At 64.8% G+C, this 26669-nt stretch carries 10 protein-coding genes and 3 pseudogenes; 9 read left to right on the top strand and 4 right to left on the bottom strand.

Features of this window, described 5'->3' with window-relative positions:
- Positions 1-70 precede the first annotated feature (70 nt).
- Both LCN96_RS51090 and LCN96_RS51085 read right to left on the bottom strand, forming a co-directional pair.
- Complete coding sequence (locus LCN96_RS51090; RefSeq protein WP_225269614.1) at positions 71-1177, bottom strand: DUF3883 domain-containing protein; 1107 nt, start codon at positions 1175-1177, stop codon at positions 71-73.
- 529 nt (positions 1178-1706) lie between these two features.
- Positions 1707-2933 (bottom strand): IS701 family transposase, encoded by a 1227-nt coding sequence (locus LCN96_RS51085; RefSeq protein WP_225275962.1) that lies wholly within the window; start codon positions 2931-2933, stop codon positions 1707-1709.
- Between the two features lie 1550 nt (positions 2934-4483).
- Between LCN96_RS51085 and LCN96_RS51080 the strand changes: the two genes are divergently transcribed.
- From LCN96_RS51080 to LCN96_RS51070, 3 genes are all read left to right on the top strand, one after another.
- Entirely contained in the window at positions 4484-12844 is an 8361-nt protein-coding gene (locus LCN96_RS51080) for a DNRLRE domain-containing protein (RefSeq protein ID WP_225269613.1), read from the top strand.
- Positions 12845-12929: 85 nt separating this feature from the next.
- Positions 12930-13859, top strand: coding sequence for a hypothetical protein (locus tag LCN96_RS51075; protein ID WP_225269612.1), 930 nt, complete (start codon positions 12930-12932; stop codon positions 13857-13859).
- Positions 13860-13944: 85 nt separating this feature from the next.
- The gene (locus LCN96_RS51070) at positions 13945-14454 is read left to right on the top strand and encodes a YcxB family protein (protein ID WP_225269611.1); all 510 of its coding nucleotides are present in this window, start codon (positions 13945-13947) and stop codon (positions 14452-14454) included.
- Positions 14455-14746: 292 nt separating this feature from the next.
- Here LCN96_RS51070 and LCN96_RS51065 read toward each other — a convergent pair whose 3' ends face one another.
- The gene (locus tag LCN96_RS51065) at positions 14747-15304 is read right to left on the bottom strand and encodes a TetR/AcrR family transcriptional regulator (RefSeq protein ID WP_225276246.1); all 558 of its coding nucleotides are present in this window, start codon (positions 15302-15304) and stop codon (positions 14747-14749) included.
- 102 nt (positions 15305-15406) lie between these two features.
- On the opposite strand from LCN96_RS51065, the gene LCN96_RS51060 reads away from it, so the two are divergent.
- From LCN96_RS51060 to LCN96_RS51040, 4 genes and pseudogenes are all read left to right on the top strand, one after another.
- Complete coding sequence (locus tag LCN96_RS51060) at positions 15407-16063, top strand: SUKH-4 family immunity protein (protein ID WP_225269610.1); 657 nt, start codon at positions 15407-15409, stop codon at positions 16061-16063.
- Between the two features lie 218 nt (positions 16064-16281).
- Positions 16282-16719 carry a hypothetical protein gene (locus LCN96_RS51055; protein ID WP_225269609.1) on the top strand — a complete coding sequence of 146 codons (438 nt, stop codon included), beginning with the start codon at positions 16282-16284 and terminating at the stop codon, positions 16717-16719.
- A 378-nt stretch (positions 16720-17097) separates the two neighbouring features.
- On the top strand, positions 17098-17301 hold the full coding sequence (locus LCN96_RS51045; RefSeq protein ID WP_225276294.1) for a hypothetical protein: 204 nt from the start codon (positions 17098-17100) through the stop codon (positions 17299-17301).
- Positions 17302-19256: 1955 nt separating this feature from the next.
- A pseudogene (locus tag LCN96_RS51040) lies at positions 19257-20108 on the top strand (IS256 family transposase); the annotation flags it as partial.
- A 15-nt stretch (positions 20109-20123) separates the two neighbouring features.
- Here LCN96_RS51040 and LCN96_RS51035 read toward each other — a convergent pair.
- Positions 20124-22228, bottom strand: a pseudogene (locus LCN96_RS51035) (ISAzo13 family transposase).
- Positions 22229-22281: 53 nt separating this feature from the next.
- Between LCN96_RS51035 and LCN96_RS51030 the strand changes: the two are divergent.
- A pseudogene (locus LCN96_RS51030) lies at positions 22282-22737 on the top strand (transposase); the annotation flags it as partial.
- A 45-nt stretch (positions 22738-22782) separates the two neighbouring features.
- Entirely contained in the window at positions 22783-24753 is a 1971-nt protein-coding gene (locus LCN96_RS51025) for a polymorphic toxin-type HINT domain-containing protein (RefSeq protein ID WP_225269608.1), read from the top strand.
- Positions 24754-26669: the final 1916 nt, after the last annotated feature.

Raw genomic sequence — 26669 nt, 5'->3', positions numbered from 1 at the left:
ATAGAAGCGAGCGATCATGGCATGAGCGCCGCACGGGGTCGCGGTCAGTTTGTCGCGGCATCCCCACAGGTCAAGGCCATGTCTGCTTAGGCTCGACCTCGGGCTCTGTATATGGCGTTCCAAGTCCCGCGGAGCTTCCGTACAGCCTGTACCGGTAGCCGATCGGCGAGAGCTGGGCTTGGTCCAACAGCCAGGGATGGAAAATCGCCCTTTTGCCCCCGCATGCGATGACATCGCCCTGCTCGTCGCGGGTCACCTCGATGTTGCTCAGAACGAACAGTGCCACGTGCGGATACTCCAGGGCGTGCTGAACTTCGTTCGGTGTAAGGAGAATTTCCCGCGGATCGCCGCTTGTCCCCTTCACCTCGACATGCCAAGAGACGCCGCTGATCTCAACCACATAGTCGAAGCTCGCGGTACGAGAGGTGTCCGTGACCTTGCCCAGCTTGCTGTAGTAGAGGAGGGCTTCGTTCATTGCGTGCGTCTCGACTGCAACCTTCACCTGCTGGTCGGTGGCGAAGCCTTGGCCCTTGCGGGAAGCCCGAGGGCGACCGGCGGCAGCGGTGATCTGCCGTTCGGCCTCCTCGACGTCGCTCCGGGTGAGGCCCGCAGGTGGCCGCTCTCCGATGAGTGCATCCACGGCTTCCTTTACCTCTGGAAGCGCATCGAGCACTGCGTTCGGGCACTTGGCGAGGTAGGTCTGCCAGGTCCGTAGGGAGTTCTGGTACTGAATCCACGGAAAGTAGAGCCGCTGTCCTGGAAACTCTGCCTGCAGTGCATCTCGGACTGCAAACAGGGCTAATCGGCGTTGCCGGAGTACCGCTAAGGGCAACGGTTCGGCCAGAGGGCGATAGTCCGCGAGTGCAACGACGAGGCCGGGGAGCCATTTGGGCTTGGCGCCGGCCTTCTTCGCATAGGAGCCACGTGCGACCCACCAGATCGGCTCGTTGTACCGCTCGCCTGTCGCGCGGCTGACGCCCACGATCTGCTCTGCGGCGCTGTCGTAGTGGATGACGAGGTTGTTGGCCTGGACGGCACTGACCAATGCGTAGCCTGGGGTGCTCACGCCGCCTCGAGCGGCGATGGGCGCTTTCACGTCGCTGCCGATGTCGTCCCGTCGCGTGATTTCCATGAACAGGTTCTCATCGGACCGCTGTGACCACCAGTACGCGACCATGGTCCTCATCCTGCCGCAGATGGATCTTGTACTCCATAGGTCCATGCTGAGCTACCGAGCTCAGCCCTCCTGAAGCCCCGCTCGCTGTGCGACCATGTGTGCCCTCGCCCCCGTCCTTGCTGTAGCTCCCTGCCGCCACAATGAAGCTGGACTGGTTCATGAGCTGGGGAAACACACTCAAGATCATCCCGCATATATCCCGTGATCAAGGTCCTACGGCTGCATACGGGTGCCTTCGGCTACCTACTCGAGGTCTGGAAAGCAGAAGACCTGCGGCAGAGAAACCGCAGGTCAGAAGGCGAATTGCCTGGTCGAGAAGTGTGCCCCCGGCAGGATTCGAACCTGCGGCACCCGCTTTAGGAGAGCTCGACTCGGATGGAGTGGATTTTTGTCTATTGATGGGCGATATGCGGTCGTCTGGTTGACGTACGCCGACACTTAACCATCGACTTCCTCCTGTTCGTCACCTGACCACTGTGTGGCCTGCTCAGAGCAATGCCTGCGTTAGTACTCCAGTGACATTTCGCGATCATGGCTCGGATCTGCGCTGGTAGTGGCAGCGTCGGGCGGTGGCTTGGTGTCGGCGGCGCCAGTCTGACCAGCGCAGGACATGGGTGATCGAGCGGTGCCAGGTCAGCACGAGTACGGCGAGCAGCCGGCGGATCTCGGGCAGTGTCAGCGGGATGCGGTCCTGGTCACTGGGTGGCTGGGCGGCGGCGACGGCCACCAGCAGGGCCAGCGCGAGCATGGCCAAGGTGATGTGCCGGTGCCAGGCCGTCCAGCCGCGTACCTGGTAATGGTCCAGCCCGATCTGGCCCTTGGCGGCTTGGAAGGATTCCTCGACCGCCCATCGGCTCCCGGCGATCTTTACCAGGGCCATCAGGGGTTGCCGGGTGGGTGCGTAGCAGCGGTAGAACGCCAGCTCGCCGGTGGCCAGGTTGCGTCGGATCAGCAGCCACCGATATCCGTGGGCGTCGCTTTCGTCGATCCGTGCCCAGGCCCAGGCGTACCAGCGGGGGCCCTTGACGCCTTGACCGGCGCGGTAGCGGTGCCAGTGCTGATCGGACACTCGCGTGGCGACCTCGGCCGCGCTCACCTGGGCGCCCTCGAGTTCGACCCGCCGGTTGCCCGCGATCGCCAGCACGTACCCCAGCCGGCGCTCCTCCAGGGCGGCGCGCAGGCGCGGGTCTTGGCCGTAGACCTCATCGCCGGTTACCCAGTGGGCGGGCACGCCGGCCTCGAGGGCGGCCAGCACCATGGCCGTGGCCAGGGCGGGCTTGGTGGCGAAGGCGATCTCGTCCGGGACACCTGCCGCGAGGCAGCGGCCGGGGTCGGCCAGCCAGGTGTGCTCGGGCAGGTAGAGCCGCCGGTCCAGCAGCGCGCGTCCCGCCGGGGTGGCGTAGGCGAGGAACACGCCGATCTGGCAGTTTTCGATCCGGCCCGCGGTGCCGCTGTATTGCCGCTGCACCCCAGCCGAACCGACACCCTTCTTGACGAACCCGGTCTCGTCCACGATCAGCACGCCGTCGGGTCCGAGCCGGTCGACGGTGAAATCGCGGACGTCGTCGCGCACCGCGTCGGCGTCCCAGCGGGCGGTGCGCAGCAGCCGCTGCAGCGCCTGCGGCCCGGCCAGCCCGGCGTGTTCGGCCAGGTTCCAGCAGTTCTTGCGGTCGATGTCGGCCAGTAGCCCACGCACATAGGCGGTTGCCGCACGCCGCGGTTCGACGCGGCCGAACCGGCCGGCGATCCGAGCCATCAGCTCGTTGAAGATGACCATCCAGCTGTCAGGGTCTACGCTGTGGCTCGCGGCCACCGCACGATCTTTGGTTGTTCTCACAAACTCCGAATGATCACGCGGTGGCCGTCGCCATGTGACCCCAAGTCCTCAAGATCGCCAAGTGTCACTGGAGTATTAGGAGTCGTGCAAGGTGTTCCCGCTCTTCAGGTGCAGGCGTCGGGCTGCTGCTTCTCGTGTGCCACATCGGTCGGCAGCTCACGGAATCCGACAGCGCGGCATGCAATGCGGAGAAGGCAAGGCCATTGCCGTCTCGACGAGGCCGATGTCTTGATGCACCACGGGTCGAGGCCCGATGTGGCAGTGCGGAAGCCGCGCCGCCGGCTACCCATCGGTTCGCTTGGATTGGCCGGATGGGGTGTGGGTGTCCTCGCTCCTCTCCGCCCTCTGCTCCTTCACCGCCTGTCCCGGTGGTTCCCGGGTCTGTCCCGGTGGGGTGTGCTGGGATGCCGCTCCTGGTTCCGGTGTGCTGGACGGCGGCGACTCTTGCGTCTTTTCGGTCTTGGCGGGGCGGGCCGTTGCCGGTGCCGGGCGGTGAGATGTGGTTGGTGTGGCGGCCAGCGGCGTCGGCCTGACCGGTGCTGTGCGAATGACGGCCGGCTGTGTGGAGCGTTGAGGGCTTGGGATGGCCGTTAGGCGGTGGTTGCCGTGCTTGCGGGGCGGCGTGATCGTCGAGGCGGTGGTGGGGCGATGCGGTGGCGGTGTGCTCCTGGTGGGGGAGGCGGCGAGCCGCACACGGGTGGCGATGGTCAGGGGTGGGGCTGCGGCGTGGTTCTCGGGGGTGGGCAGTTCGTCGAGGGTGGGGGAGCTGGACGGGATGGCGGCCAGCAGGGTGGCGAGGGCGAGGTTGAGGAGCCCGGCCAGGACGGTGGAGATCCGTAACGCCTGCCCCCGGCGGGTCGGTCGCCACGCGGTCGGCTGGTCCGGCCGGGTCATCGTGGCCTGGGAGTCGCTGCTGCGGCCATGTGAGGGATCCTCCAGAGGGGTGCGGCGGTGCGGCCTTTTTGATCTAGACATGGATGCTGACGGTGGTCAAGAGCCGTTGACACGAAATAGCTCGGTGAGGGATGTTCTCGCAGGTGGCTGAGGCGTAGAGGGCCTCCGGCGTCCAGCCTGCCGGTTGCTGTGAGTTCGCTGGGAATCAGGTCGCCACGACCGCGAGCGCGTCGACGGCGACCAGGTGATCTCACGCTGCGTAACTCCGGCTGAGGGGGGCGCTGATGATCTTCAATTGATGGATCTTCGCAGCCGAGAATGCATATCGCCAGACATTCAACAGTATGTTCGCATTCTGTGGTAAGTCACCTTCCGTGATTCTTGACTGTATGTGCCTATTTATGGCGTGATGCGGGTGTTTTGCCTCGGGGATCTTTAGATCCGCCTTATCTGCGACCCTTCGTGGTCGCCTGGCCTTGTGGAGTGTGCCCGTGGCGCAATTACCCTCCGACCGACCGCAACCGCCCGTCAGGCAGCGGCCTCGCCGTCACACACGGTTACGCAAGCTGATCAGCGTGGTGGTGGCGGCCACCCTGCTGTTCACGATGGCTCCCACGCCGGCCGCCACCGCGCAGTCCGTCCTCCCGAACGCCGCGGAGCCAAGCCTGATCTCCCGCGTGTCGAGCTGGCTGGCCGCCCAGGTGACCGGCTGGTTCGCCGAGGAGCCGAAGGGCGGGGTGCGCCCGTCCGGCCAGAAGACCACGCTGCCGGGCCGGGCCGATCCGGCGCCGGCGTTGCGGGTGGCGGCACCCGAGCCGCCCGGCAAGCGGGTCAAGGAGCTGACCTCGCAGCGGACCGCGGTCAGCAAGACGTTCGAGCTCGAGGACGGCCGCCGCCAGGTGGAGATCTCCTCGCAGCGGGTGCACGTGCTGGACGCGGACGGCCGCTGGCGCGAAGCCGACACCAGGATCACCAAGAGCGGCAAGGGCGCCGACGACGTCGCGGTCAGCGACGGAGCCGGTTTCACCGCACGATTCGGCAGCCGCTCCGACCGGCTGGTCCGCGTCGGGCTCGGGGACGCGCAGCTGACGCTCGGCCTGGCCGGCGAGGCGCGCGAGGTGCAGGCCGAGGTGAGCAAGTCGGCGGTGCGCTACCCCGGCGCGCTCGGCACCGGCGCGGACCTGGTGTATCAGGTCGGCGCGGCCGGCGTGAAGGAGCAGATCGTGCTGTCCGGCCCGGAGGCCGTCCGGCCCTCGTACGCCTTCACTGTGCAGGTGGCGGACGGGTTGCGGGCTGAGGCGCGGCTGGACGGCTCGGTCGCGTTCACCGACGCCGCCGCCGGCGGCGAGGGCGGCCCGGTGTTCGTGATCCCGCCGCCGTTCATGACCGACGCCTCCCGCTCGGGCAAGCAGGCGGCCTCCGCCGCGGGCGGGTTCTCCACCGCGATCACGCAGTCGGTGACCCAGCAGGGCAACCTCGTCACGCTCACCCTGACCCCGGACGAGGGCTGGCTGAAGGCGGCCGAGCGGTCCTGGCCGGTGGTGATCGATCCCACCGTGGTGGTGCAGCCGGACTACTACACCTCCGACGACGCGATGATCGTCTCGTACGCGCCCGCCACCAACTTCGGTGCGGACGCCCGGCTCGGCGTCAGCGTGGACGGCTCCGGGCCCGCGCGCAGCCTTGTCCAGTTCGACCTGAGGGCGGTCGTGCCACCGGATGAGGTGATCGATCACGCCGAGGTCGGGCTCTACTACGACCAGGTCGTGGGCGGGTCGGTCACCCCCATGACGCTGGAAGCCCGCGAAGTCACCCAGTACTGGAACTGGAACTCCGTCACCTGGAACTCGATCAGCTCCGCGATGGGCGCCACGCCGCTGTCGACGACCACGTTCAACCCGGCCACCCCGTCGGTCTGGAACAGCTGGGACGTCACCGCGCTGGCCCGGCGATGGGTGGCTGACCCGCAGAACAACCACGGCGTGATGATCAAGGCCGCCGACGAGAGCCGGCCGATCGGCGGGCCGATCTACTGGGCCGGCGAGTTCCTGGGCTCCGCCGAGATGACGATCCCGATGCCCAAGCTGACCCTCACCTATGGCGAGCCGGGCATGCGGGTGGAGCAACCTCGCATCCGGCACTCCACCGGCGCCGAGCTGACCTGGCAACCCTATGACGGGCCGGGCGAGCTGACCGGCTACCAGGTCCACCGGAGCGGCGAGCCGGGCTTCACCCCGACCACCACCACCCTGGTCGCGCCGCTCGGCGAGGACGCCACCGGCTACCAGGACACGACCGCCGCGCCCGGCACCAGCGTGACGTACAAGGTGACAGCCCTGCTCGCGGACGGCACGACGGTGCCGTCGGCGCCGATCACGGTGGAGCTGCCCGAGGTCGGCTGGACCACCGCGATGATCGAGGCGGCCGCCGACACCACCCTGACCACCTGCGACTACACGGCCGGCCACGACACGCTGGGCGGGCTGCCGCAGCTCGCCTCCGGGTTCCTGACCGGCCCCTACGGCAACGGCCGCACCCTGCTGCGGTTCGACACCGGCTTCATCCCGGCCGGGGCGAAGGTCTCCTCCGCCGAGGCGTTCCTGTACCGGGTCGGCTACCGCGGCAAGGCCGTCGGCTACGCCACCCACCCGCTGACCCGCGCCTGGGACGAGGCGAGCGCCTCCTGGGTGGCGGCCGCCCCCGGCACCGCCTGGACCACACCCGGCAGCGACTACGACCCCACCCCCATGGAGGTCTTCTCCATCGGGCCGACCGCCACCTCCGCCTTCCTCCCCCTGGAAGTCCCGGTCACTGTCGCGCAGCGCTGGGTCGACGACCCCGCCGCCAACCACGGGATGATGCTGCGGCTCACCCAGGAGCCGAGCAAGTCCTGTCCGGCCAGCGGCGACGGCGCGCTGTTCCTGTCCAGCGAGGCCGCGGAGCCCACAGTACGTCCCCGGCTGCTGATCACCTACCTCGATCCGGCCGTCGCCTACCACGCGCCCGCCACGCCGCCGCAACTACCACAGGGTCAGGCCACCAAGGTGCGGGTGACCGTCACCAACCCCACCACCGAGACCTGGCCGGCCGCCAGGACCGCGGTCGGCTACTTCTGGAAACTGCCCGACGGGACCGACGTCACCGGCGGCAGCCAACTGCTCACCCAGCTTCCCGCGGACCTGCCGCCGGGCGCCACCGCCACCGTCGAAGCCGATGTCAAGGCGCCCACCCTGACCTCGGCGAACCTCGCCGAAGCGGTGTCGCTGGTGTGGGACACCCAGGACACCCAGACCCGCGAGTGGAAGTCGGCCAGCCACCACCTGCCGCAACTGCCGCAGCAGATCCGCCTCACCACACCCACCAGCAGCCTGCTCGGCCTGGAGAAGTTCTACGCCTACAGCGGCAAGAACACCGGGGCGGGCGGCGCCGCGCTGACGAACCTGTACGCGGGCAACGTGGTGTGGGGCTACAACGCCTTCTCCAACCCCTCCCGGGGCGTGCAGACCTTCGCCCGGATGACCTACAACAGCCTCGACACCAGCTCGGCCTCGCTCGGCTACGGCTGGTCGCTGCAGACCTCCACGCTGACCAGGCTCGGCTCCCCGCTGGACTTCCATCCGCGCGGCCAGCCATGGCCCGACCAGGTTCGGCTCACCGACGGTGACGGCACCGAGCACGTGTGGGTGCTGCGCAAGCCCGACGGCACGCAGTCCAAGGACTGCACCCTCGACCTGTGCTCCTACGTCCATCCCCGCGGGGTGCACCTGCTCCTGCAGCCGACCGGCTCGCCGGACCCGCAGCGCCAGTGGGTGTTCACCAAGCCCGACCGCACCCAGTTCTTCTTCGACGACGAGGGCTTCCAGTCGGCGATCGTGGACAAGAACGGCAACACCATGTCGTTCACCTACGAACGGCGTAAGTCCAACAACAAGCCGACCAAGTTCCTGCAGTACATCACCGACGCGGCCGGCCGCAGGACGTTGACCTTCGACTATCACGTCAAGGGCCAGGACTACACCTACATCGACGACACCACCTGGCAGCCCGTCGAGGCCACCAAGCTGACCAACCCGCACATCATCGACACCGTCGAGTCGATCACCGACATCGCCGGCCGCACGGTCACCTTCGCCTACACCGACAAGGGCCTGATGGCCCGCATGATCGACGGGGCCGGAGATGATGAGGCCAAGACGTTCGGCTTCCGCTACGACGCCACCCAGGGCAACAGGAACGTCAAGCTCGTCCAGGTCATTGACCCGCGCGCGCACGCCGAGGCGGGCTCGCAGCCGTACGCCACGAAGCTGGACTACTACGACGCGGTCGAAGACCCCAAGAATACGTGGAAGGTCCAGACCCTGACCGACCGGCTGAACGGGCCGACCGGTTTCGTCTACGTCGATCCGGACGGTCCGCAGGGCGGGGTGATGCACGCCACGGTGACCGATCCGCGCGGCCATCCGACGCGGTACGTGCTGGACCGCTTCGGCCGTCCCGATGACATCACCAACGCCAAGGACGAGCGCACCGATCTGGAGTGGGACGACGACCACAACGTCCGCGCGCTGACGGAGGCCAACGGCGCGCTCACCACCTGGGAGTACGACCAGAAGACCGGCTACCCGCTGAAGATCACCGACGCCGAGGCCAACGACAAGGGCACCGCGCCCACCACGCTGACCTACCAGGGCTTCCTCAACGGTTTCGTCGCCGATCTGGTGTCCAAGACCAGCCCGATGGGCAACCGGCCGGAAGCCGGCACCAACCCCAAGCACCACACCTGGCAGTTCGGCTACGACGAGCGCGGCAACCTGACGTCGGTCACCGACCCGCTCGGCGTGCTGACCGCCGACCCGGCCGACTACACCACCCGCTACACCTACGACAACCTCGGCCAGCTGCAGACGGCCGTCGACGCCAGAGGCAACACCACCACCTTCGGCGACTACCACCCCACCGGCTACCCCAAGAAGATCACCGACGCCAAGAACAACGTCACCACCACCGCCTACGACACGCGCGGCAACGTGCTGTCGGTCACCGACGCCCTCGGCAAGACCACCACCCAGACCTACGACCTGTTCAAACGCCCGCTGGAGTCGAAGGTCCCCAAGGACCAGGACGCCTCCCCGCCGGTGCTGATCGTCACCCCGGCGCCGGTCTACGACCGCAACGACAACGTGGTCGAGATGACCGCCCCCAACGGGGCCGTCTCCACCGCCGCCTACGACCGCGCCGACCAGCTCACCACGTCGGTGCTGCCCAAGGACACCACCGACGGCCCCGAGCGCAAGGCCACCTTCACCTGGGACCCGGCCGGCAACCTGAAGACCCAGATCGAGCCCAAGGGCCACCTGCCCGGCGCGAACCCGGCCGAATACACCACCACCTACGAGTACGACCCGATCAACCAGCTGACCGACGTCTTCGCCACCGACGTCGCCAACAACAACCGCCAGAACAAGATCACCTACGAGTACGACAACGTCGGCAACACCGTCAAGGTCATCGACCCGCGCAAGAACGCCACCCCCGACCCCGCCGACCGCACCGCGCTCTACACCTACGACCTCAACCACCGCGTCCGCACGGTCACCGACGCCGCCGGCTTCGTCACCGAGGTCCGCTACGACCTCGACGGCCGCGTGGTCGAGCAGCAGGACCAGGACCGCAACGTCACCCGCACCGACTACAACGAGCGCGACGAGGTCATCCGCACCAGCGTCCCGCACGCCGACACCCCCGACGGCATCAAGCACGTCGTCACCGAGTACGCCTACGACCCGGCCGGCAACCGCACCAAGGTCATCACCCCGCGCGGCGTGGAAACCCCGGACGACCCGGCCGACTTCGTCGCCGAGACCCGCTACGACGAGCTGAACCGGCCGGTCGAGCAGATCTACCCGTTCGACCCTGATGACCCGGTCTACAACAAGCCCGACAGCGTCTTCTACGCCTACGACGCGGTCTCCCGGCTGAAGGAGATCTCCCACCCGCCCTCGCACGGGCAGAGCATCCGCAACGTGTCGAAGATGACCTACTGGGACAACGGCTGGTCCAAGACCACCACCGACCCGTGGGACATCAAGACCACCTACGACTACAACCCGCTCGGCCTGCAGACCAACCGCACCGTCACCAGCGCGGGCGGCTCCTCGCAGCGGGCGCTGGACTGGTCGTACTACCTCGACGGCAAGCTCAAGACCCACTCCGACGACGGCATCCCCCTCGGCCTGGACGTCGTCCTGTCCGACAACTCCGACACCGGCCAGACCGTCACCACCGGCACCTGGACCCTCGCCGGCAGCGGCAGCTCCTCGAACATCGTCGGCCCGCAGACCGCGGTGGAAGGCTTCGTCGGCTACGACTACGCCACCGCCCCCGCCGGCACCGGAACGAGCAGCTTCACCTGGAACCTCACCACCCCCTCGGACGGCACCTACAAGGCACAAGTGCGCTACCCGACCGGCGCCACGGCCACCAACGCCAAATACAAGGTCAAGCACCAGGGCGGCGAAGCGACCGTCACCCTCGACCAGACCCAGAACCCCGGCACCTGGGTCGACCTCGGCACCTACGCCTTCACCGCCGGCACCGGCCACACCATCACCCTGACCGACGAGGCCAACGGCACGGTCGCGGCCGACGCCGTCAAGCTGGTCCGCGACAACAGCGGCGAGTCGGACGCCGAGAAGAAGGACTTCACCTACACCTACGACGTCAACGCCAACCTCACCAAGATCGAGGACCGGTCGCCGACCGCCAAGATCGACGTCTGGGACGTCGCCTACACCAACCTCAACCAGATCGAGCAGATCAAGGAGTACCTCGACGGCGCGCTGAAGAACACCACCGGGTACCGCTACAACGAGAACAGCGCCGTGGTGGAGCGCACCCACGACAAGACCATCGCCACCTACGGCTACGACGTCCGCGACCTTGTCGATGAGGTCGTCAACAAGAAGTCGGCGGCCGATCCCTCACCCAAGACGACCCGCTACAGCTACACCTCACGCGGCGAACGCTTCACCGAGACGAAGGCCAACGGCAACACCGTCGCCTACGACTACTTCCTGTCCGGCGTCCTGCGCCACAGCCTGGAGAAGAAGCCGAACGGCACGGTCGTTGCCGAGCACACCATCGGCTACCAGGGCAACCTGCAGCGCGCGAGCGACCACGCCAAGGTTCAGAACGCCGACAACCCCGGCGCCTACCTCGACCACATCTACGCCTACACCTACGACCCCCGCGACCGCATCGCCAAGTCGGTCAAGACCCCGGCCGCCGGCGGGACAGCGGAGACGGAGACGTACTCCCACGACGCCAACAGCAACGTCTGGGAGCAGGAGGTCCTCGGCAAGAAGACCACCTTCACCTACGACCGCAACCGCCTGATGACCTCCATCACCGATGGAGCCACCAGCACCTACACCTACGACCCCTACGGCCGGCTGCGCACCATCCAGGCCGCCGGCAAGACCTGGGAGAAGTACACCTACGACGGCTTCGACCACGTCGTCAAACACGAGAAGCTCGGCACCGACGGCGCGACCAGCACCGTCACCAGCTACACCTACGACCCGCTCGACCGGACGACATCGAAGACGGAGAAGGAAGGCACTGCCAGCGCCAAGACCACCACCTACTCCTACCTCGGCCTGTCCGCCGAAGTGCTGGACGAGGAGGTGGCCGGCAAGCTCACCAAGTCCTTCCAGTACAGCCCGTGGGGCGAACGCCTGTCCCAGGTCAAGGTCAACGCCGACAACACCGAAGAGTCGTCCTACTACGGCTACAACCCCCACACCGACGTCGAGCAGATCACGTCCGACACGGGAGACACTCGGGCGACCTACGGCTACACCGCCTACGGCAAGAACGACGACAAGCTCTTCACCGGCGTCGACAAGCCCGATCCGGTCGACCCCACCGCCAAGGAGGAGTACAACCCCTACCGCTTCAACGCCAAGCGCTGGGACAACTCCACCGGCATGTACGACATGGGGTTCCGCAACTACAACCCGGGCCTCAACCGCTTCCTCAACCTCGACACCTACAACGGTGCCCTCGCCGATTTGTCCCTCGGCCTCGACCCCTGGACCGCCAACCGCTACGCCTTCGCCGGCGGCAATCCCATCAATGGCATCGAGCTCGATGGACACATCCCCGACGACTTCGCAAACGGAAAGAACGGTGGGTACAACGGCTGGCTCGCTGACATTGCCAAGAGAAATCCAGCTTCGCAAACGCGTGGTAGCGGCGATCACGACAAAGTGGTCAACGACACCGTGAAGCTTATCCAGGACAAGATGGATGAAAAGGGAATCAGTGGTCGGATAACCGTGGACGACAGCTCGAATAAGATACCTGGGGCGAACCGAGACGGGCAAGGCGGCTATGGCATTGCCGACATCATTCTGTGGACAGACGACACGATCTACATATGGGAGGTCAAGAGCAAGGGCGGCCAAGGCAAGTACGATCAGTTCGACGACGACGGAAAGGGGATATTCGTTCCCAACTCCGAGGGCGGACCGGGGCAACTGCAACGCTACATCGACAAGCTTCAGGAGCAGGTGGGTGACGGCGTACAGGTCGTTCATGGCTTCAAACTCGACAGCAGCGAGACCGTCGCGTCTCCGACCAGGATTCTCGACACCTGGTCCGGTAATGACGATGGACCGAACGCTGGCATAAGGTACTACGCCACCTCCAAGAAGAAGCGCCCTCAGCAGCCGCAGCCGCAGCCGCAAGTGCAGGAGCAAGAGCAGGAGCAGCCCGCGACCCGATATGCCGGCCCGTGTGACAACCTGGTAGCGCTCGGGCCGTGCGATCAGTTGCCGTTCCTGTATCCATATCCAGGTGGCGGCAATCCGATTCCTCTTCCCTTCAGTAGAGGTGCGATCTGCCTCCCGATTCCCATTCCGATCTGCCTTTGACGTAGGCATGTGAAGTATGCTCTCGGCACTCCCCGGGTGCCGAGAGCATACTTCCGGTTCTGTGTCCTTCCTGTATCATCGTCACATGGCTCGGAACAGGTCCTATGACATGATTATCGATGTCGAAGATGCGACACTTCCGGAATTCGAGACCCAATTGCGCAGGTGGGTCTCCGAAGTTCCTGGCAGGCTGGTTCCCAGCTTGTGGGAACGACTGAATGAAGCACTGCCGCTACGCACGCCGAGTGACTGGAATGAACCTCATGGGGAGTCTCGGGGTGTTTGGGCGGTCGTGTGTGCGGAGACGACGGGCCGGGGTCTGGAAGTTCGGAAGTTCTCGCTCGAAAACCATGAATGGCTGATCGCTGGAGTCGGCAAGTGGTTTCCGAAGGCCTGGATCGAGATAAAGCAACTTGATGACGGCGGAAGGCCCAGCGAAGATGGAATGGACGGCTTCAGGGTCGAGATCGAGCGATTCGATGGCGACGGGGATCGCATCCAACTCCGTGCGTGGTCGTACTTGCCGGATGTAGCGTACGATCTTGCTCGGCCCGAAGTCGCCGAACGATGGGGCAGCGTACTCAGGGATTTCGCGGACAAGCTGAACCCGGCCTTCGGTCATCTCGCTGACGATTCGAACCCAAACGGCACCACGGCCTTGGACGTCAGTGTGGCTCGCGGCGGAAGAGTGAAATCTGTCAAGCAGGCGCGACAGATCCTCCGTGGCTACTCATGGATCACGATTTGCCCTGCAGAGCTCGGCGAACGTCTGGGCGGGGTCTCCGGGCTGTCTCGGACGGGCGCTTTCCATGAGGTGGCCGAGCTCTCCCGGGGCGGGCTGTGGCTGCAGGCCACGAAAAACTTCGCCGATTACGATGAGCGCGCTGTCCTCCAGGTGTTCAAGGCATTGGCCAACGTGCTACCCGGCGGACTTCCCAAGCGGAATCCTTTCGATACGAAAGTGCGCAGATTGGTCTGGGAAGATGCGGCAAAACATCGGACAGGCGAGATCTAGCAACGTCCTTCAAGGGCTCCCATGGAGGTTCGCGGTTCGCAGATTCGACAATCTCGCCCCTGGCCGGTAATCATGTGGAGGATTCGTGGAGATCGTTATTTCCTATGTACCGACACGTGCGGATCGTAAGCTGGAGGTCCGATCATCAGTCGTGAACACGCTGCGTCATTGGTGGTTGATCGGGGCGCCGTTAGCCGCAGGCGGTGTGGGCCTTTTGGCCACGATGGCGGCATCCCCGCAGACCTCATTGATCACGGGGTGTGCGGCCCTCGGAGCCTGGGCCGGAATTCTGATCATGGTGTACCCGTACCGGCGTGTTGAGGAAGCTGTCCGGCATGAACTGAACGAAGCGCCTGAGGACGCGCGGGAGATCACGTTGTCGACAGCGGGCATCCAGCTGCGGGTGCCGGGAGCATCGTCGATCATGACGTGGTCAAAGGTGTGCACGATCGCGGAGACAGCGACGCATTGGAGCATCACCTTCGATGTGTCCCGGACGCTCCACTTGCCGAAGCGGGCTGTGTCGGAGCAGCACGCCGAGCAGGTGTCCCGGCTGCTCAGGGAGGTTAAAGCACAAGGAACCCATACCCGATAATGGGCGGAATCGCCTTGCCGGCGATGCAGCGAGGAAGTGCGGTCCCCGGCGACCGTCTCGGCCGTTTCGGCCTGGGTAACGCCAGTGGAGTGCTCGCTGGGAAGCCGGCCTGCGAACTTCGGGATCTATTCGTTCTGCTGGAAGGATGTGCCGACAATGGGCGGTGCAGTCGCTGGTCCCGGGGCCCCGGTCGCGACCTCGGGGCCGGTCGTCTGGTCGTCCGAATCTGTGGCCGCTGGTTCCGGTCCGCTGCGGAACCGGTAACCGGTCGACGGGCCGTTCGGCCAGGTGCTCATCCTCCCGTGACCCCGTCACGGAGCGATCTACGCACGGCGGCGTCCACCAGATCGTGGACCTCCTGCTCGGTGAAGATGTCCGGCAGTGTCAGCCGTTCCACGATCAGCCAGTTGAGGGTGAGGTAGAGCAGCACCACCGACGTGGAGTCGCCGGGCAGGCCGGAAGCGGCGTGGTAGCCGATGTTGGCGTCGATGTCCTCGCGGATGCGCTTGGTCAGCACGGCGCGCAGCTCAGGACGCCGAGTGGACTCCAGCCGTAGCTCCAGCAGAGCCAGATAGCCGGAGTTGAACGCGGAGATGCGATCCACCAGCTCGTGCATGAGCTCGGCATAGCGGGCTTCGTCCTGCACGCCCTCGCGGCTGCGGGTCACGGTGGCCTCGTCCGGCAGCAACCGTTCATAGATGCGCCCGCCGACCTGGGTGAACAGATCATCGCGGTTGGCGAAGTAGTTGGAGGCCGTGCCCAGGGGGACGGCCGCCTCCGTGTCGACGGCCCGGAAGGTCAGCCCGCGGGCTCCTTCCCTGGCCAGCACCTCGATGGCCGCGTCGATCAGAGCCTGCCGCCGCTCCTGTGGGGCTCAATAATAGGATTCGGTGTCTGACCTGCGGGTCGTCGGTGGCCGCTGAGAGCGATGTGGCCATTGCCGAGGAGATCAGTGAACGCAGAAGAGGTGTATCCCGAAATAGGCCGCATCCTGGCGGCGGATCTGGGCTCACTGACCGGCAATGGTCGCTTTTCCGCCATGCCACCCAGCAGCCTCCATGCCTGGAGCTTGCCGGAGCCTGACAAGGCGGCGCTCTCGGCGTACGGGCTACCGGGCCCCCGCACGGACGGGCTCTACGGTGTCACCGGAGACTTCCAGCCAAGCGGTGAGCCGGAGCTGACCCAGGACGGAGCCCGTTTCTATCGCCTGGGCGGCTACGCGGGCGTGCGCCACCTGGCCGAGGAAGGGACGGGGAGAGTGGTCCTCCCGGTGCCGACCTCGGCGGAGGTGCATCCGCAACTGGCCGCCCGGTTTCCCGATCGGCGGACCTTCAAGCCGGTGAACTCGTCCGTGACGGCCTGGGTCGAATGCGCTTGGCGCTGGCACTGGCTGGTTCCCCTGATCACCGAGCAGTGGAAACAGGCCGAGGAAGCCCAACTGGCGGCATGGCGCGATGCCGCCGGTGGTGCACCTGATGCGGAATTCGCCGACTTTCACGCGCCGTACCGGCGATTGTGCCGACAGGTGGTGGTGGCCTTTGAACTCATCGACCCGGCGGCCGTGGCATCGGAGGAATCGTTCTGGACAGAGGTGATCTCGGAGCGATAGGCGATCGCCGACGTGACGCTCCGTTCCGGGCACCGTTTACTACGGCGACGACATCCAACTGGACGCAGTGAGCCCTTTTCGTGCGCCCAGATCCCCCGGGGTCCCAATTCTCCGGCATACAAGGGTCTCGAGTTCTTCATTCCACCGTCCGCCTTCGACCTGTTCAACCGCTTACGGGCAGGGAATCAAATCAAAGTAACCCCATCAAGGGGAGGTTCATGACGGTGGAGGGCCAGGAGTATTCTGTTGATGACTTACAAGTCATCAACGCGATAGAGTCCGTCCGGGCGAGGCCAGAGATGTACTTCCGTGGCGGCGTATACGACCCCATAGGGATCGCGACGTGGATCGCGGGAGAGGCGCTGAACATCGGCGTGGGATCCGTGCGTATCGAATCGAAGGACGGCTGGTTCCTCGTCATGGCCGATGACTGGCTCGCCGGCCGTGAGGCGCACGCGTTCACCACTCTCGCTGCCATACCCGGAGCGGGCCCGAATAGCCGGTACGGCGAAATTCTGGCAGTAGCGTTCTGCCGGAACGTCGCGACGTCGACTTCTCGCGGGATAACCTCGATAAAGGGTACTGACATCGGTCCGCCGGCTGCTTTTGCTCTTTCACGAGGAAGGATCCTAGCCTTCGACGCTGTTGCCGAGTAGCGCCTGCCGCCCCGACATGGATCCATGGCGTGCACGCCGGGTTGGCCCGCCTCAACGGCGTGAACCGGCCTGCCAGGGACCGCAGTTCCTGGCAGGCCGGTCGCGGTAGAAGTGTCAGTGGCACGGCGAACGACTGCCGCGGGTGGCCGCATCGTTCGGAGCGCTGCCGCAGGTAGGCGTCTGTGAGGTGCCTAGAAGATTCCGGACACCCAGCTACATAAGCTGACAGCAGTCTGGAAGAGGTAGGTACGTGACGAGGCGTCGCAGGCAGTCCTCGCCGGAGTTCAAGGAAGAAGCCGTCCGCATGGTGCTGGAGGGCGAGCGGACGATCGCGTCGGTGGCGCGCGAGTTCGACATCAACGCCAGTACTTTGGGCAGTTGGGTGAACCGGCATCGGGTCGTGAGCGCGCAGCCGACCTGGTCAAGAACGCGATCCGGATGGATGTCGGCACCGGCCTGCTCCACCCCGGTGCCGTGTTCCGCGCCGACCGCGGCTCGAACTGCACCTCAGACGAGTTCGGCCGCTTTCTGGCCGTGGCGGCGTCGTTACGGGGGACAAGGACCTATGGCCGGACGATATGACCGACGACGAACTCGAGGCAATCGGCAAGCAATTGCTCACGAATAACCCGAGGGTTGTCAGGTAGGGCAAAGAGACGCGGATGATCCAAGCGCAGACCGTGCTGCAGGGGGTTACCATTTAGCTCCAGGTGCCCGAGAGAGGCGGACTGATTAGATCCATGTACCCGTTGGCTCCCTGGGTAAGGGAACATCGGAAGTCGGTTGCTTTGCCGGTAGATGCGCATGAATTCAGCAGAATTCATGCGCATCTGCGTATTCGCTGCCAGATCTATGCGTGCGGCAGTTTGGAATTCGCCGGACAGAGACAGGGATCGGGTTGTTCGAGATAGTTGTCCGACCGAGGAACTTCGTGTGGGCTCGCGTCGGGACTCTTACGTCACCGGACAAGTCTATATCAAGATGGACGAGGTCAGTTTTCCGGGGACTTTTGGGCTGATTTGCCGCTGTCCGTGCTCGGAACTCTGAAGCGCGCCATCTCTTCAGCTCGCCTGGGCGAGGAGAGTGATGCATATTTCTTTGCAGGAACCCTATTTTCTGAAGCTGATCCCCCTTAATGGATCTGGATCGGCAAAGGTTGTCGACCTTGTGGCTGCGTGTGACCGAGACGAAGAGAATGGTGTTGTCCTGGCTCGCACTCCGGTGGAGATATCCGAAATAATGCATGGCTATCATCGAGCGCTTTCCTCGCTGCAGGAATGGGCGGCGCGACAGGGTGAGGCTGAGTACTCGATATGCTGGAGCGTATGAGGCCAACGTGATCTCATCCCGGCCGAGGCCAACGTCACCGAGTTCGGCCGCGACGGCGCGGGCGGGTGCGAGACGTCTTCCCTCCGGCCCGGGTGGTCGCCATCAGCGAGTGCGTCAGCCACGCCATCGTGGCCGCCGACGTGACGGGCTGCTGGGCCGGCGAGCAGACCCTCGCCTTCTCCCTCTATCGGCGGTTGACCGAGGAGATGCTGCTCACCGCCGACCGCGGCTTCTACAGCTTCCCCGCCTGGAACCAGGCTGGAGCGGCTCGAACCTGGACACCTCGGTGTAGATGGGGCCCGGTGATGCGGTACATCTGCAAGCGGGCGCGATGTTCTCCGGCTCGGGTTCCCACGGTTGCCAGGGCCGGCCGTTTTCGGGGTCCACGGCGTACGTTCCTGGCTCCAGCAGATGGGGGAGCGGGTCATGGCCGTACTTCTGGCTGGAGTGGTCGGGGAGTGCCACCCGTGCCACCTTCGCGGTCATCACGGCGCCGCATGCTGTACAGGCGAAAACACCAAGCAGTCTCCCTTGTCGGGGCGATGCGATCATGGTGGCGCAAACCCGCCTCGCGCGGAAGGGCGGGTTGTACGCGGACGGGCACGGCCGGGAGGATGGGGAGGCTGTGCGAACTTCCGTGGACGGGCGGCGTGTCGAGGGTGGGGAACTGGCCGGCTGGCCGACATGGTGGCGGTAGCGCGGCCATGAACGGGCATCTCCGGTGGGGGTTTGCGCACGTATTTGGCACGATTCCTCGTGGCGGTCGTCCAATATTTGGTGCGGCCGCAGTGGTGGCGTGAGGACGGGATGGCGGAAATCTAGGGCCTGAGCTGGGGAAACGCTGTCAAGATCATCCCGTGTATATCCCCTGATCATGGTCTTACGGCTGCATGCGAGCACCGTCCGCTGCCTATCAAGAGCGCAAAACAAAAGACCTGCGGCTGTGAAACCGCAGGTCAGGGGCCTGAAATGCCGATCTAGGTGAGTGCCCCCGGCAGGATTCGAACCTGCGGCACCCGCTTTAGGAGAGCTCGAGTCGAACGGCGTCCGGTTTAACTACCAACGGGCCATATGTGACTTATGCTCGGCCTGCATTGGCTCCTCAGCAAGGACATCCTCACTGTCCATCGCTGGGCGGGTGTTTGCACCAGTGGAAGCGGGGACTGTACAAGGAACGGTGTGACTCCTGATCATGGAGGACGCACCTGATGAGTACTGTGATCCAGGCATCGACGGAGATCGACCTGGAGGACGCCACGGTGGCGCGCAAGAAGCCGGAGGAGGCGACGGATCGGGAGCTGGTGGCCCGGCTGGTCGATCAGGCCCGGGCCGAGGGCATGGAGCTGGTCGGGGAGAACGGGCTGCTGGGCCGGCTGACCAAGCTGGTGCTGGAGTCCGCGCTGGAGGGTGAGATCACCGACCACCTCGGCTACGACAAGCACGAACGCTCGGGCAACGAGAGCGGCAACATGCGCAACGGCAGCCGGTCCAAGACCGTCATCACCGATGTCGGCCCGGTGGAGATCACTGTGCCGCGTGATCGGGACGGCAGCTTCGAGCCGAAGATCGTGCGCAAGCGGCAGCGGCGGCTGTCCGGCGTGGATGAGATGGTCATCTCGCTGGCCGCCAAGGGGCTGACCACCGGGGAGATCTCCGCGCACCTGGCCGAGGTCTACGGGGCGGAGGTGTCCAAGCAGACCATCTCCACCATCACCGACAAGGTGCTGGACGGGATGGCCGAGTGGCAGAACCGGCCGCTGGATCCGGTCTATCCGGTGATCTTCATCGACGCCATCCAGGTGAAGTTGCGCGAGGGCCAGGTGGCCAACCGGCCCATCTACGTGGCGCTGGCCGTCACGGTGGACGGCGAGCGCGACATCCTGGGCTTGTGGGCCGGCGACGGCGGCGAGGGCGCCAAGTTCTGGCTGCACGTGCTGACCGAGATCAAGAACCGCGGGGTGGCCGATGCGCTGATGGTGGTCTGCGACGGCCTCAAGGGGCTGCCGCAGGCCATCGAGACGGTCTGGCCGCAGGCCGTCGTGCAAACGTGCGTCGTTCACTGTGGCTGCCAAAAATCAACATGCTGGTTTTCCTGGGTCGGCATGCTCGTGTGGTGGGTCGGTCGAGGCGAGGAGGGCGGCGGCCGAGGCGTAGCGGTGGTCGGCGGGGGTGATCGCGGGGCCGTGGGTGCAGAGGATGGGCAGGACGTCGTTGATCGCGTTCCACAGGGTGCTGCGGCTGATGTCGAACAGTTCGGCGAGGGTGTCGAGGGTGCAGACGCGGCGCTGGTAGAGGATCGTGGCGAGGATCCGATCGCCGTCAGTGATCTTTTGCCGGAACACTCCGCCTCGGGAACCGGGGCGGCGGTTGCCTCCGCGTTGGCGGTGGCGGCGCTGTTCGATCGCGGCGGCGTAGGGCACGATCAATTTCTCGAGCATGGTGTCCAGCGTCTTGCGGCTCATGCCGGTCAGGTGCGGGTCGGTCAACGCATGACGAGTCGGGCTTGCCGGAACCTGCGAGGCCGGGTCGGTGCCGATGGCCCAGGCACGTAGGTCGTCTGCTCGGGTGAAGTAGCGGACGACGGCCGGGGTGATGTTGATTTTCTGCTCGTCCAGGAGTTGCCGGGTGGCTTTGATTGTCTGGCTGACCGTGACGGGGTTGATCTCGAGCAGGTCACACAGCACTTTCTGCGGGCAGACCTGCCGCAGGTAGATGACAGTGATCAGGACCTCGTCCGAGCTGGACAGCAGTGCTCGGCTGCGGCCGGTGGTGGCCACCCGCCGGCCGCCGCGCAGCACGAACCGGCGTTGCTCGGCCCGGGCCTCCTGGGCCGGGGCGAGCCGGGCGCGCAGCGCGTCGAGTTCGTCGCTGCTCATGCCGGTCAGGCGGGGGCCGGCGAGCAGCTGCAGGGTCTGGGCTCGGGCCGTGGCTCGCTGATCGGCACGCAGCGGGACGGCCTGCCCGCCCTTCGGGGCGATGCTGTAGTTCCAGGCTCCGTGGTTGGGATGGGCGGTGATGGGCAGGGCCTGGAGCTGGTCGCGGCTGACCGAGACTCCGGTCGGATAGGAGTCGGGATCGAGGGCGGCCTCGACCCTCAGCCCGGCCGAGGTCGTGGTCGCCGCGATCGTGTTGAGAACGACTTGATGGCTGGTCAACGGCCGTCCGCGCCAATTCATTGTGATGTGTGAGAACAACCGGTGCTCGATCTTGTTCCACTTCGAGGTGCCAGGAGGAAAGTGGCAGACCGTGACCGTCAGTCCGGCCTCGGCGGCGAATGCGGCCAGTTCGGCTTTCCAGAGCCGGTAACGATAGCTGTTGGAACCGCCCGCATCCGCGGTGATCAGCAACCGAGATGCGCTCGGATAGTCGGCATGGCCACGCGCCTGCCACCAGCGGCGGATCGAAGCGACCGCGAACGCCGCGGTGTCGTGGTCGACTCCGACATTCACCCAGCCCGTGTTGGCGGTCATGTCGTAGATCCCGTAGGGCACCACCGTCTCGACGTTCGGGCCGGCCCAGAAGCTATGGTCCTCGACCTGCACTGGCTCGCCGCGGGGCCGCCATTCCCGCCCGCCCATCGGCAGCAGCCCAACTGCTCCTTCTTCTTCGCATCCACGCTGATCACCGGCTCGCCCGACGCCTGATGCTCCTTGACCTGCTCGTTTATGTAGCGGAACTGTGCGTCCCGATCAGGATGCTGATCGCCTTCCAACGTCTTGGCGGTGCCTTGCAGGCTGAATAAGTTGGCCTTCAACAGCCGGCCCACCGTTGGCGCGGTCACCCGATGCCCCTGCCGGGACAACTCCGCAGCCAGATGCCGAAGCGACTTCGTCGTCCACCGCAGCGGTGATTCGGGATCTCCGCGCTCGTCCGGCTCGACCAGCCCCATCAACGCTGGAAGCAGCAGTGAATCAACAGCCTCGGCCCGCCATCTGCCGCCCCCTGCGCGCCTGACCCGCCCATCAGGCAGCGGTTCAGCTCCGGACTCGAGCTCGAGCACGCCCTTGCGGACCGTGGTCTCGCTCACCCCAGCCACCCGCGCGACTAATCGAACACCCCCATGACCCAGCAGTCGGGCCTCGGTCGCTAACGCCAGACGCCGTTGACGCTCGTTCAGATGCGGCAGCAACACCGCGAACCGCGCTGCGAGCTGACCGCGGACTTCGCCAGGGATGGGCATACCACGTCATCGAACCGGAAACCGAGAAGCACCGTGTTGTTTCCTTACAACCACACTTGCTGCGCGCCTCGTTCCGGTATGCCGCCCGGCAGCACTGGGACGCCATCGCTCGTGCGCTCAAGCCGGTCTACACCGCCCCGACCGAGGCGGCCGCGCTCGAACGCTTCCTGGAGTTCGCCGAGGCATGGGGCGGCAAGTACCCGGCGATCGTGAAGTTGTGGGAGGACGCCTGGGCCGAGTTCGTGCCCTTCCTCAACTTCGACACCGAGATCCGCCGGGTGATCTGCTCGACCAACGCCATCGAGTCGGTCAACGCCCGCATCCGCCGGGCGGTCAAGGCCCGCTGCCACTTCCCCAACGAGCAGGCCGCGCTCAAGTGCGTCTACATGGCGATCATGAGCCTGGACCCGACCGGCAAGGGCCGCAAACGCTGGATCACCCGCTGGAAGGCCGCCCTGAACGCCTTCGCCATCACCTTCGAAGGCCGCCTGACCCCGACCACCCGATAGAACCACTCAAGATCGAATCACACCGTTCACTGGACAGACCCCCTGATGGCGTCGGTCTCCAACGGGCAGGCTTCCACCCTCACCTACGACCCCTACGGCCGGTTGCGCACCATCCAGTCCACCGGCAAGACGCTGGAGAAGTACACCTACGACGGCTTCGACCACGTCATCAAGCACGAGAAACTCGGCGGCGACGGCATCACGTCCACGGTGACCAGCTACACCTACGACCCGCTGGACCGCACGACGTCCAAGACCGAGAAGGAAGGCACCGCGAGCGCCAAGACCACCACCTTCTCCTACCTCGGACTGTCCGCCGAGGTGCTGGACGAGGAAGTGGCCGGCAAGCTCACCAAGTCCTTCCAGTACAGCCCCTGGGGCGAGCGGCTGTCCCAGGTGAAGGTCAACGCCGACAGTTCGGAAGAGTCGTCCTATTACGGCTACAACCCGCACTCCGACGTCGAGCAGATCACCAAGGAGAACGGCGACACCCGCGCCACCTACGGCTACACCGCCTACGGCCGTAACGACGACAAACTCTTCACGGGCATTGACAAACCCGATCCCGTCGATCCCACGACCAAGGAGGAGTACAACCCCTACCGCTTCAACAGCAAGCGCTGGGATAACTCCACCGGCATGTACGACATGGGGTTCCGCGACTACAATCCCGGCCTCAACCGTTTCCTCAACCTCGATTCCTATAACGGCGCCCTTGAGGACCTGGCCCTCTCCCTCGACCCCTGGACCAGCAACCGCTACGCCTTTACCGGCGGCAACCCCATCACCAACATCGAACACGACGGTCACGAGCCGCGTCCGTGGCACAACCCTGAGTACGAGCCCTCTGATTGCTGGGACAACGCCAGCGTCGAATGCAACCCAGGCTCTGCGGGCAAGACGATTCCCGTCAGTAACGCCCACCCGGAATACAACCCGGCGATGAAGGATGACAATAAAGACGGCCAAATCGACGAGTGGGAGGCATCTCGCGCCGGAATAGCTCTGGACGGGGACACGAGAAATGGGCGGCCTCCTGGTGCGAAGGAGCTCGAAGCCCTCAGCTATCTGCCTGTCGTCGGCACCCCGGCCGACATCCTGCTCGCGCTCAAGGCCATGAACGAGGGCAATACCGAGGAAGCAGCATGGGCCCTGGCCGGCATGGTGCCCATAGGTGGCGATTCCGGAAAGTTCATCGGTAAACTGATACGCTGCAAGAACAGCTTCACGCCTGATACCGAAGTGCTCATGGCCGACGGCACCCGCAAGCCGATCGAAGATATTGAGATCGGAGATGAAGTTCTCGCCACCGATCCGGAAACCGGCAAAACGGAAGCCAAGCAGGTCATCGACCTCATCGTGGGCGACGGCGAAAAGAGCCTGGTTCAAGTCACCATCGATACGGATGGAAAGCAGGGTCAAGCCGCCGGCGTCATCATAGCGACCGATAAGCATCCCTTCTGGGTGCCTGAGCTTCACAAGTGGGTCGACGCCGAGAAGCTCGCGCCCGGCATGTGGCTGCGCACGTCCGCTGGCTCCCTGGTTCAGGTCAAGGCGATCAAACGGTGGACCGCACAGCAACGCGTTCATAACCTGACGGTCGCAGACATCCACACATACTATGTGCTGGCAGGGGAGACGCCGGTCCTCGTTCATAACAGTGGATGTGGGGACGTCGTGCTGGGGGCGGGCGGGGGATCTGCTGAGGCCCTGAGGTCTTTCAACTCGACGAAGCCGGAGACGGAATTTGTTTTCGATCCGAATGCAGTAGCATTCCGGGCGGGAGACCGCGAAGTCATTCCCGGAGGTCTCAGTCCGCATGAACAACTGGCGGAAGCGGCGGGCATGAACAGAGAGGCAGTTCTGGGGGGTACACTGTTCCGGGATAACGGGCGCTTGGTGTTCACGGAAAATAGTGGCCACTATGGCCACAGATGGACGGACTCCACACGCCGGCAGTTTCAGAAATTCATGAGCGATCAAGGCATAGATTTCGACTACAGGCCATGGGGTTGAGACGCGGCCGTATCAAGATCATGAAGTGAGGCGAGGATCGCGATGGGCCTGCTCATGATGCGGCAGGCCCATCGGGTGGCTTCGGTGATGTCGGCGCGTCCGGCCAGGCGTAACGCACCGATGGCGAGGTTGCGCAGAGAGGCTGTGACGCCAGGGCCGGGATGGGTGAGGACGCGGAAGTGGTTCCCGCGGAACAAGGTGTCGCGGATCCAGTGCAGAACTTCGATGACCCGCTGACTTGCACGTATCCGACCAGATCGGCTAGGGGTGGCTAGGGGCGGATCAAGGCTGGCGACACCGAGTCCGTCGATGTGAAGAATGGTTTCCGCACAGGTCGGTGACCTGGTGCTCGATCAGGTAGGCCCGGGCGGTGTGGAGCGCCAGTGTCAGCATGGCCGCCACAGGGTCTCGTCCCTGGTTGGAGCGGCCGACCGATATCGCTGTTTCAGCAGGTCGTAGCTGGTCTCGGAGAGGTGATCGGCTCTGTCACTACCGGCTCGGCCATCGAAATGGCGAACATGGCAAACTTGGTCACGACGAAAGCTCCGCGCCTAACTTGGTCTGTAGGAAAATTTGTTGTTAGCTGGGGCTTCGTCTCATGTGTAGCGCGACACGCCGATGATGACCGGATCTCGTTCTACCTTACAAGTACGGGAAACTCACCGATCAGTCAGCCTTAGAACGGCAGTGGGGGTTGAGATGAGCAATTGGATTCCAGTGGTGTACCGAGGAGACGGGGCGTGGATTGGAATCATGCCTGATGGCCGAATTGGGGTCGGTGTAGAATCAGAAGGGCGAGCCGCTCTTGCAGACTCTGGATTCATACCCATGTGGCCCTACTTGGAGCGTGATCTTTCCGTATCCCTGGCTGAATTGTCGCGCTCATGGGAGCATCTTAGTCGGGGTGGCGTGTCAACTCCCGAGAGGCTAATTGAACTGACGGTCGAGTCCGCGTGGAAGTCCGGCCGCTCGTACTGGATGCAACTAGCTGTCCCGTGGGCTATTGGAATGTATCGCCGAGAGAATTTTGATCAAAACGTCGTTCGAGGGCTTCTCCTTGAAATGGCGGCCTCCGAGGTGTTGCAGCCAGAGGCCCGGGACCAAGCGCAGCGCGCTATCAAATAGAGTGCGATCGTCACGGCTGGCCATCACTCCTTCAAAGTCCCAAGCTAGCCTCGATCTTTCGTGCGCCCAGCAGAACGGAGGTGAAGCCGTGACGTAGCGGCTGATCGTCTGTTTGTAAGCTCGTCGTCGCTTGCCGGTGGGAGTCCGGTCCGGGTAGCTGCCAGGAGGCCCGGTAGCAGGCTGGCGGCTTCGTCTAGAAACGGGCGGGGTCGAAGCCCAGCGCGTTGGCCGTGCAGACGTCCTCGTTCACAACGCAGGCGAGTGCGACGATGTCCCCTTCGGGCCCAAGCTCAACTACGAAGCCAACCCGAAGCACGCGAACGGCAGATTGGGGAGCAAGGTCGGCCCCGAGCCGACGAATGCCGAGGCCATGCTTCACCGGTCACTGAACGTCAATGAGAGAAGAAGAATCGCGTACGATGCCGCGACCGGTGAAATAGTCGTCTTCGCTCAGACGGGCGGCGCCACCTGGCACGGCTACGTGGTCACGTGGCAGCTTTTGGACCAGAAGTCGAAGAACATCTTCATCTGTCCCACATGGTCAGGCTGACGAACCAAGCAGACAGCGCCTCTGTCGCTTTGCTCAGACCGCTACTCCGGGATCCCGAGATGCGCGAGGTGGCCGAGAACTACGCGGCGGACCTCTGGACTTATGTCCCTCACAGAGACCTGCCCGCCTGGCTCCACCGCTGGTCTTACATGTACCTACTCAGGCACAAAATCGCCATCTGGTGGTGGAGCATCACCCGGCGCGGCTGAAGCGTTACCTCGGCAAACAGAAAGTCTCAAGG

It is taken from the genome of Nonomuraea gerenzanensis, assembly GCF_020215645.1.
Taxonomy (GTDB): domain Bacteria; phylum Actinomycetota; class Actinomycetes; order Streptosporangiales; family Streptosporangiaceae; genus Nonomuraea; species Nonomuraea gerenzanensis.
The sequence above is the reverse complement of the archived record's forward strand: the minus strand, read 5'-3'. Positions and strand labels throughout refer to the sequence as shown.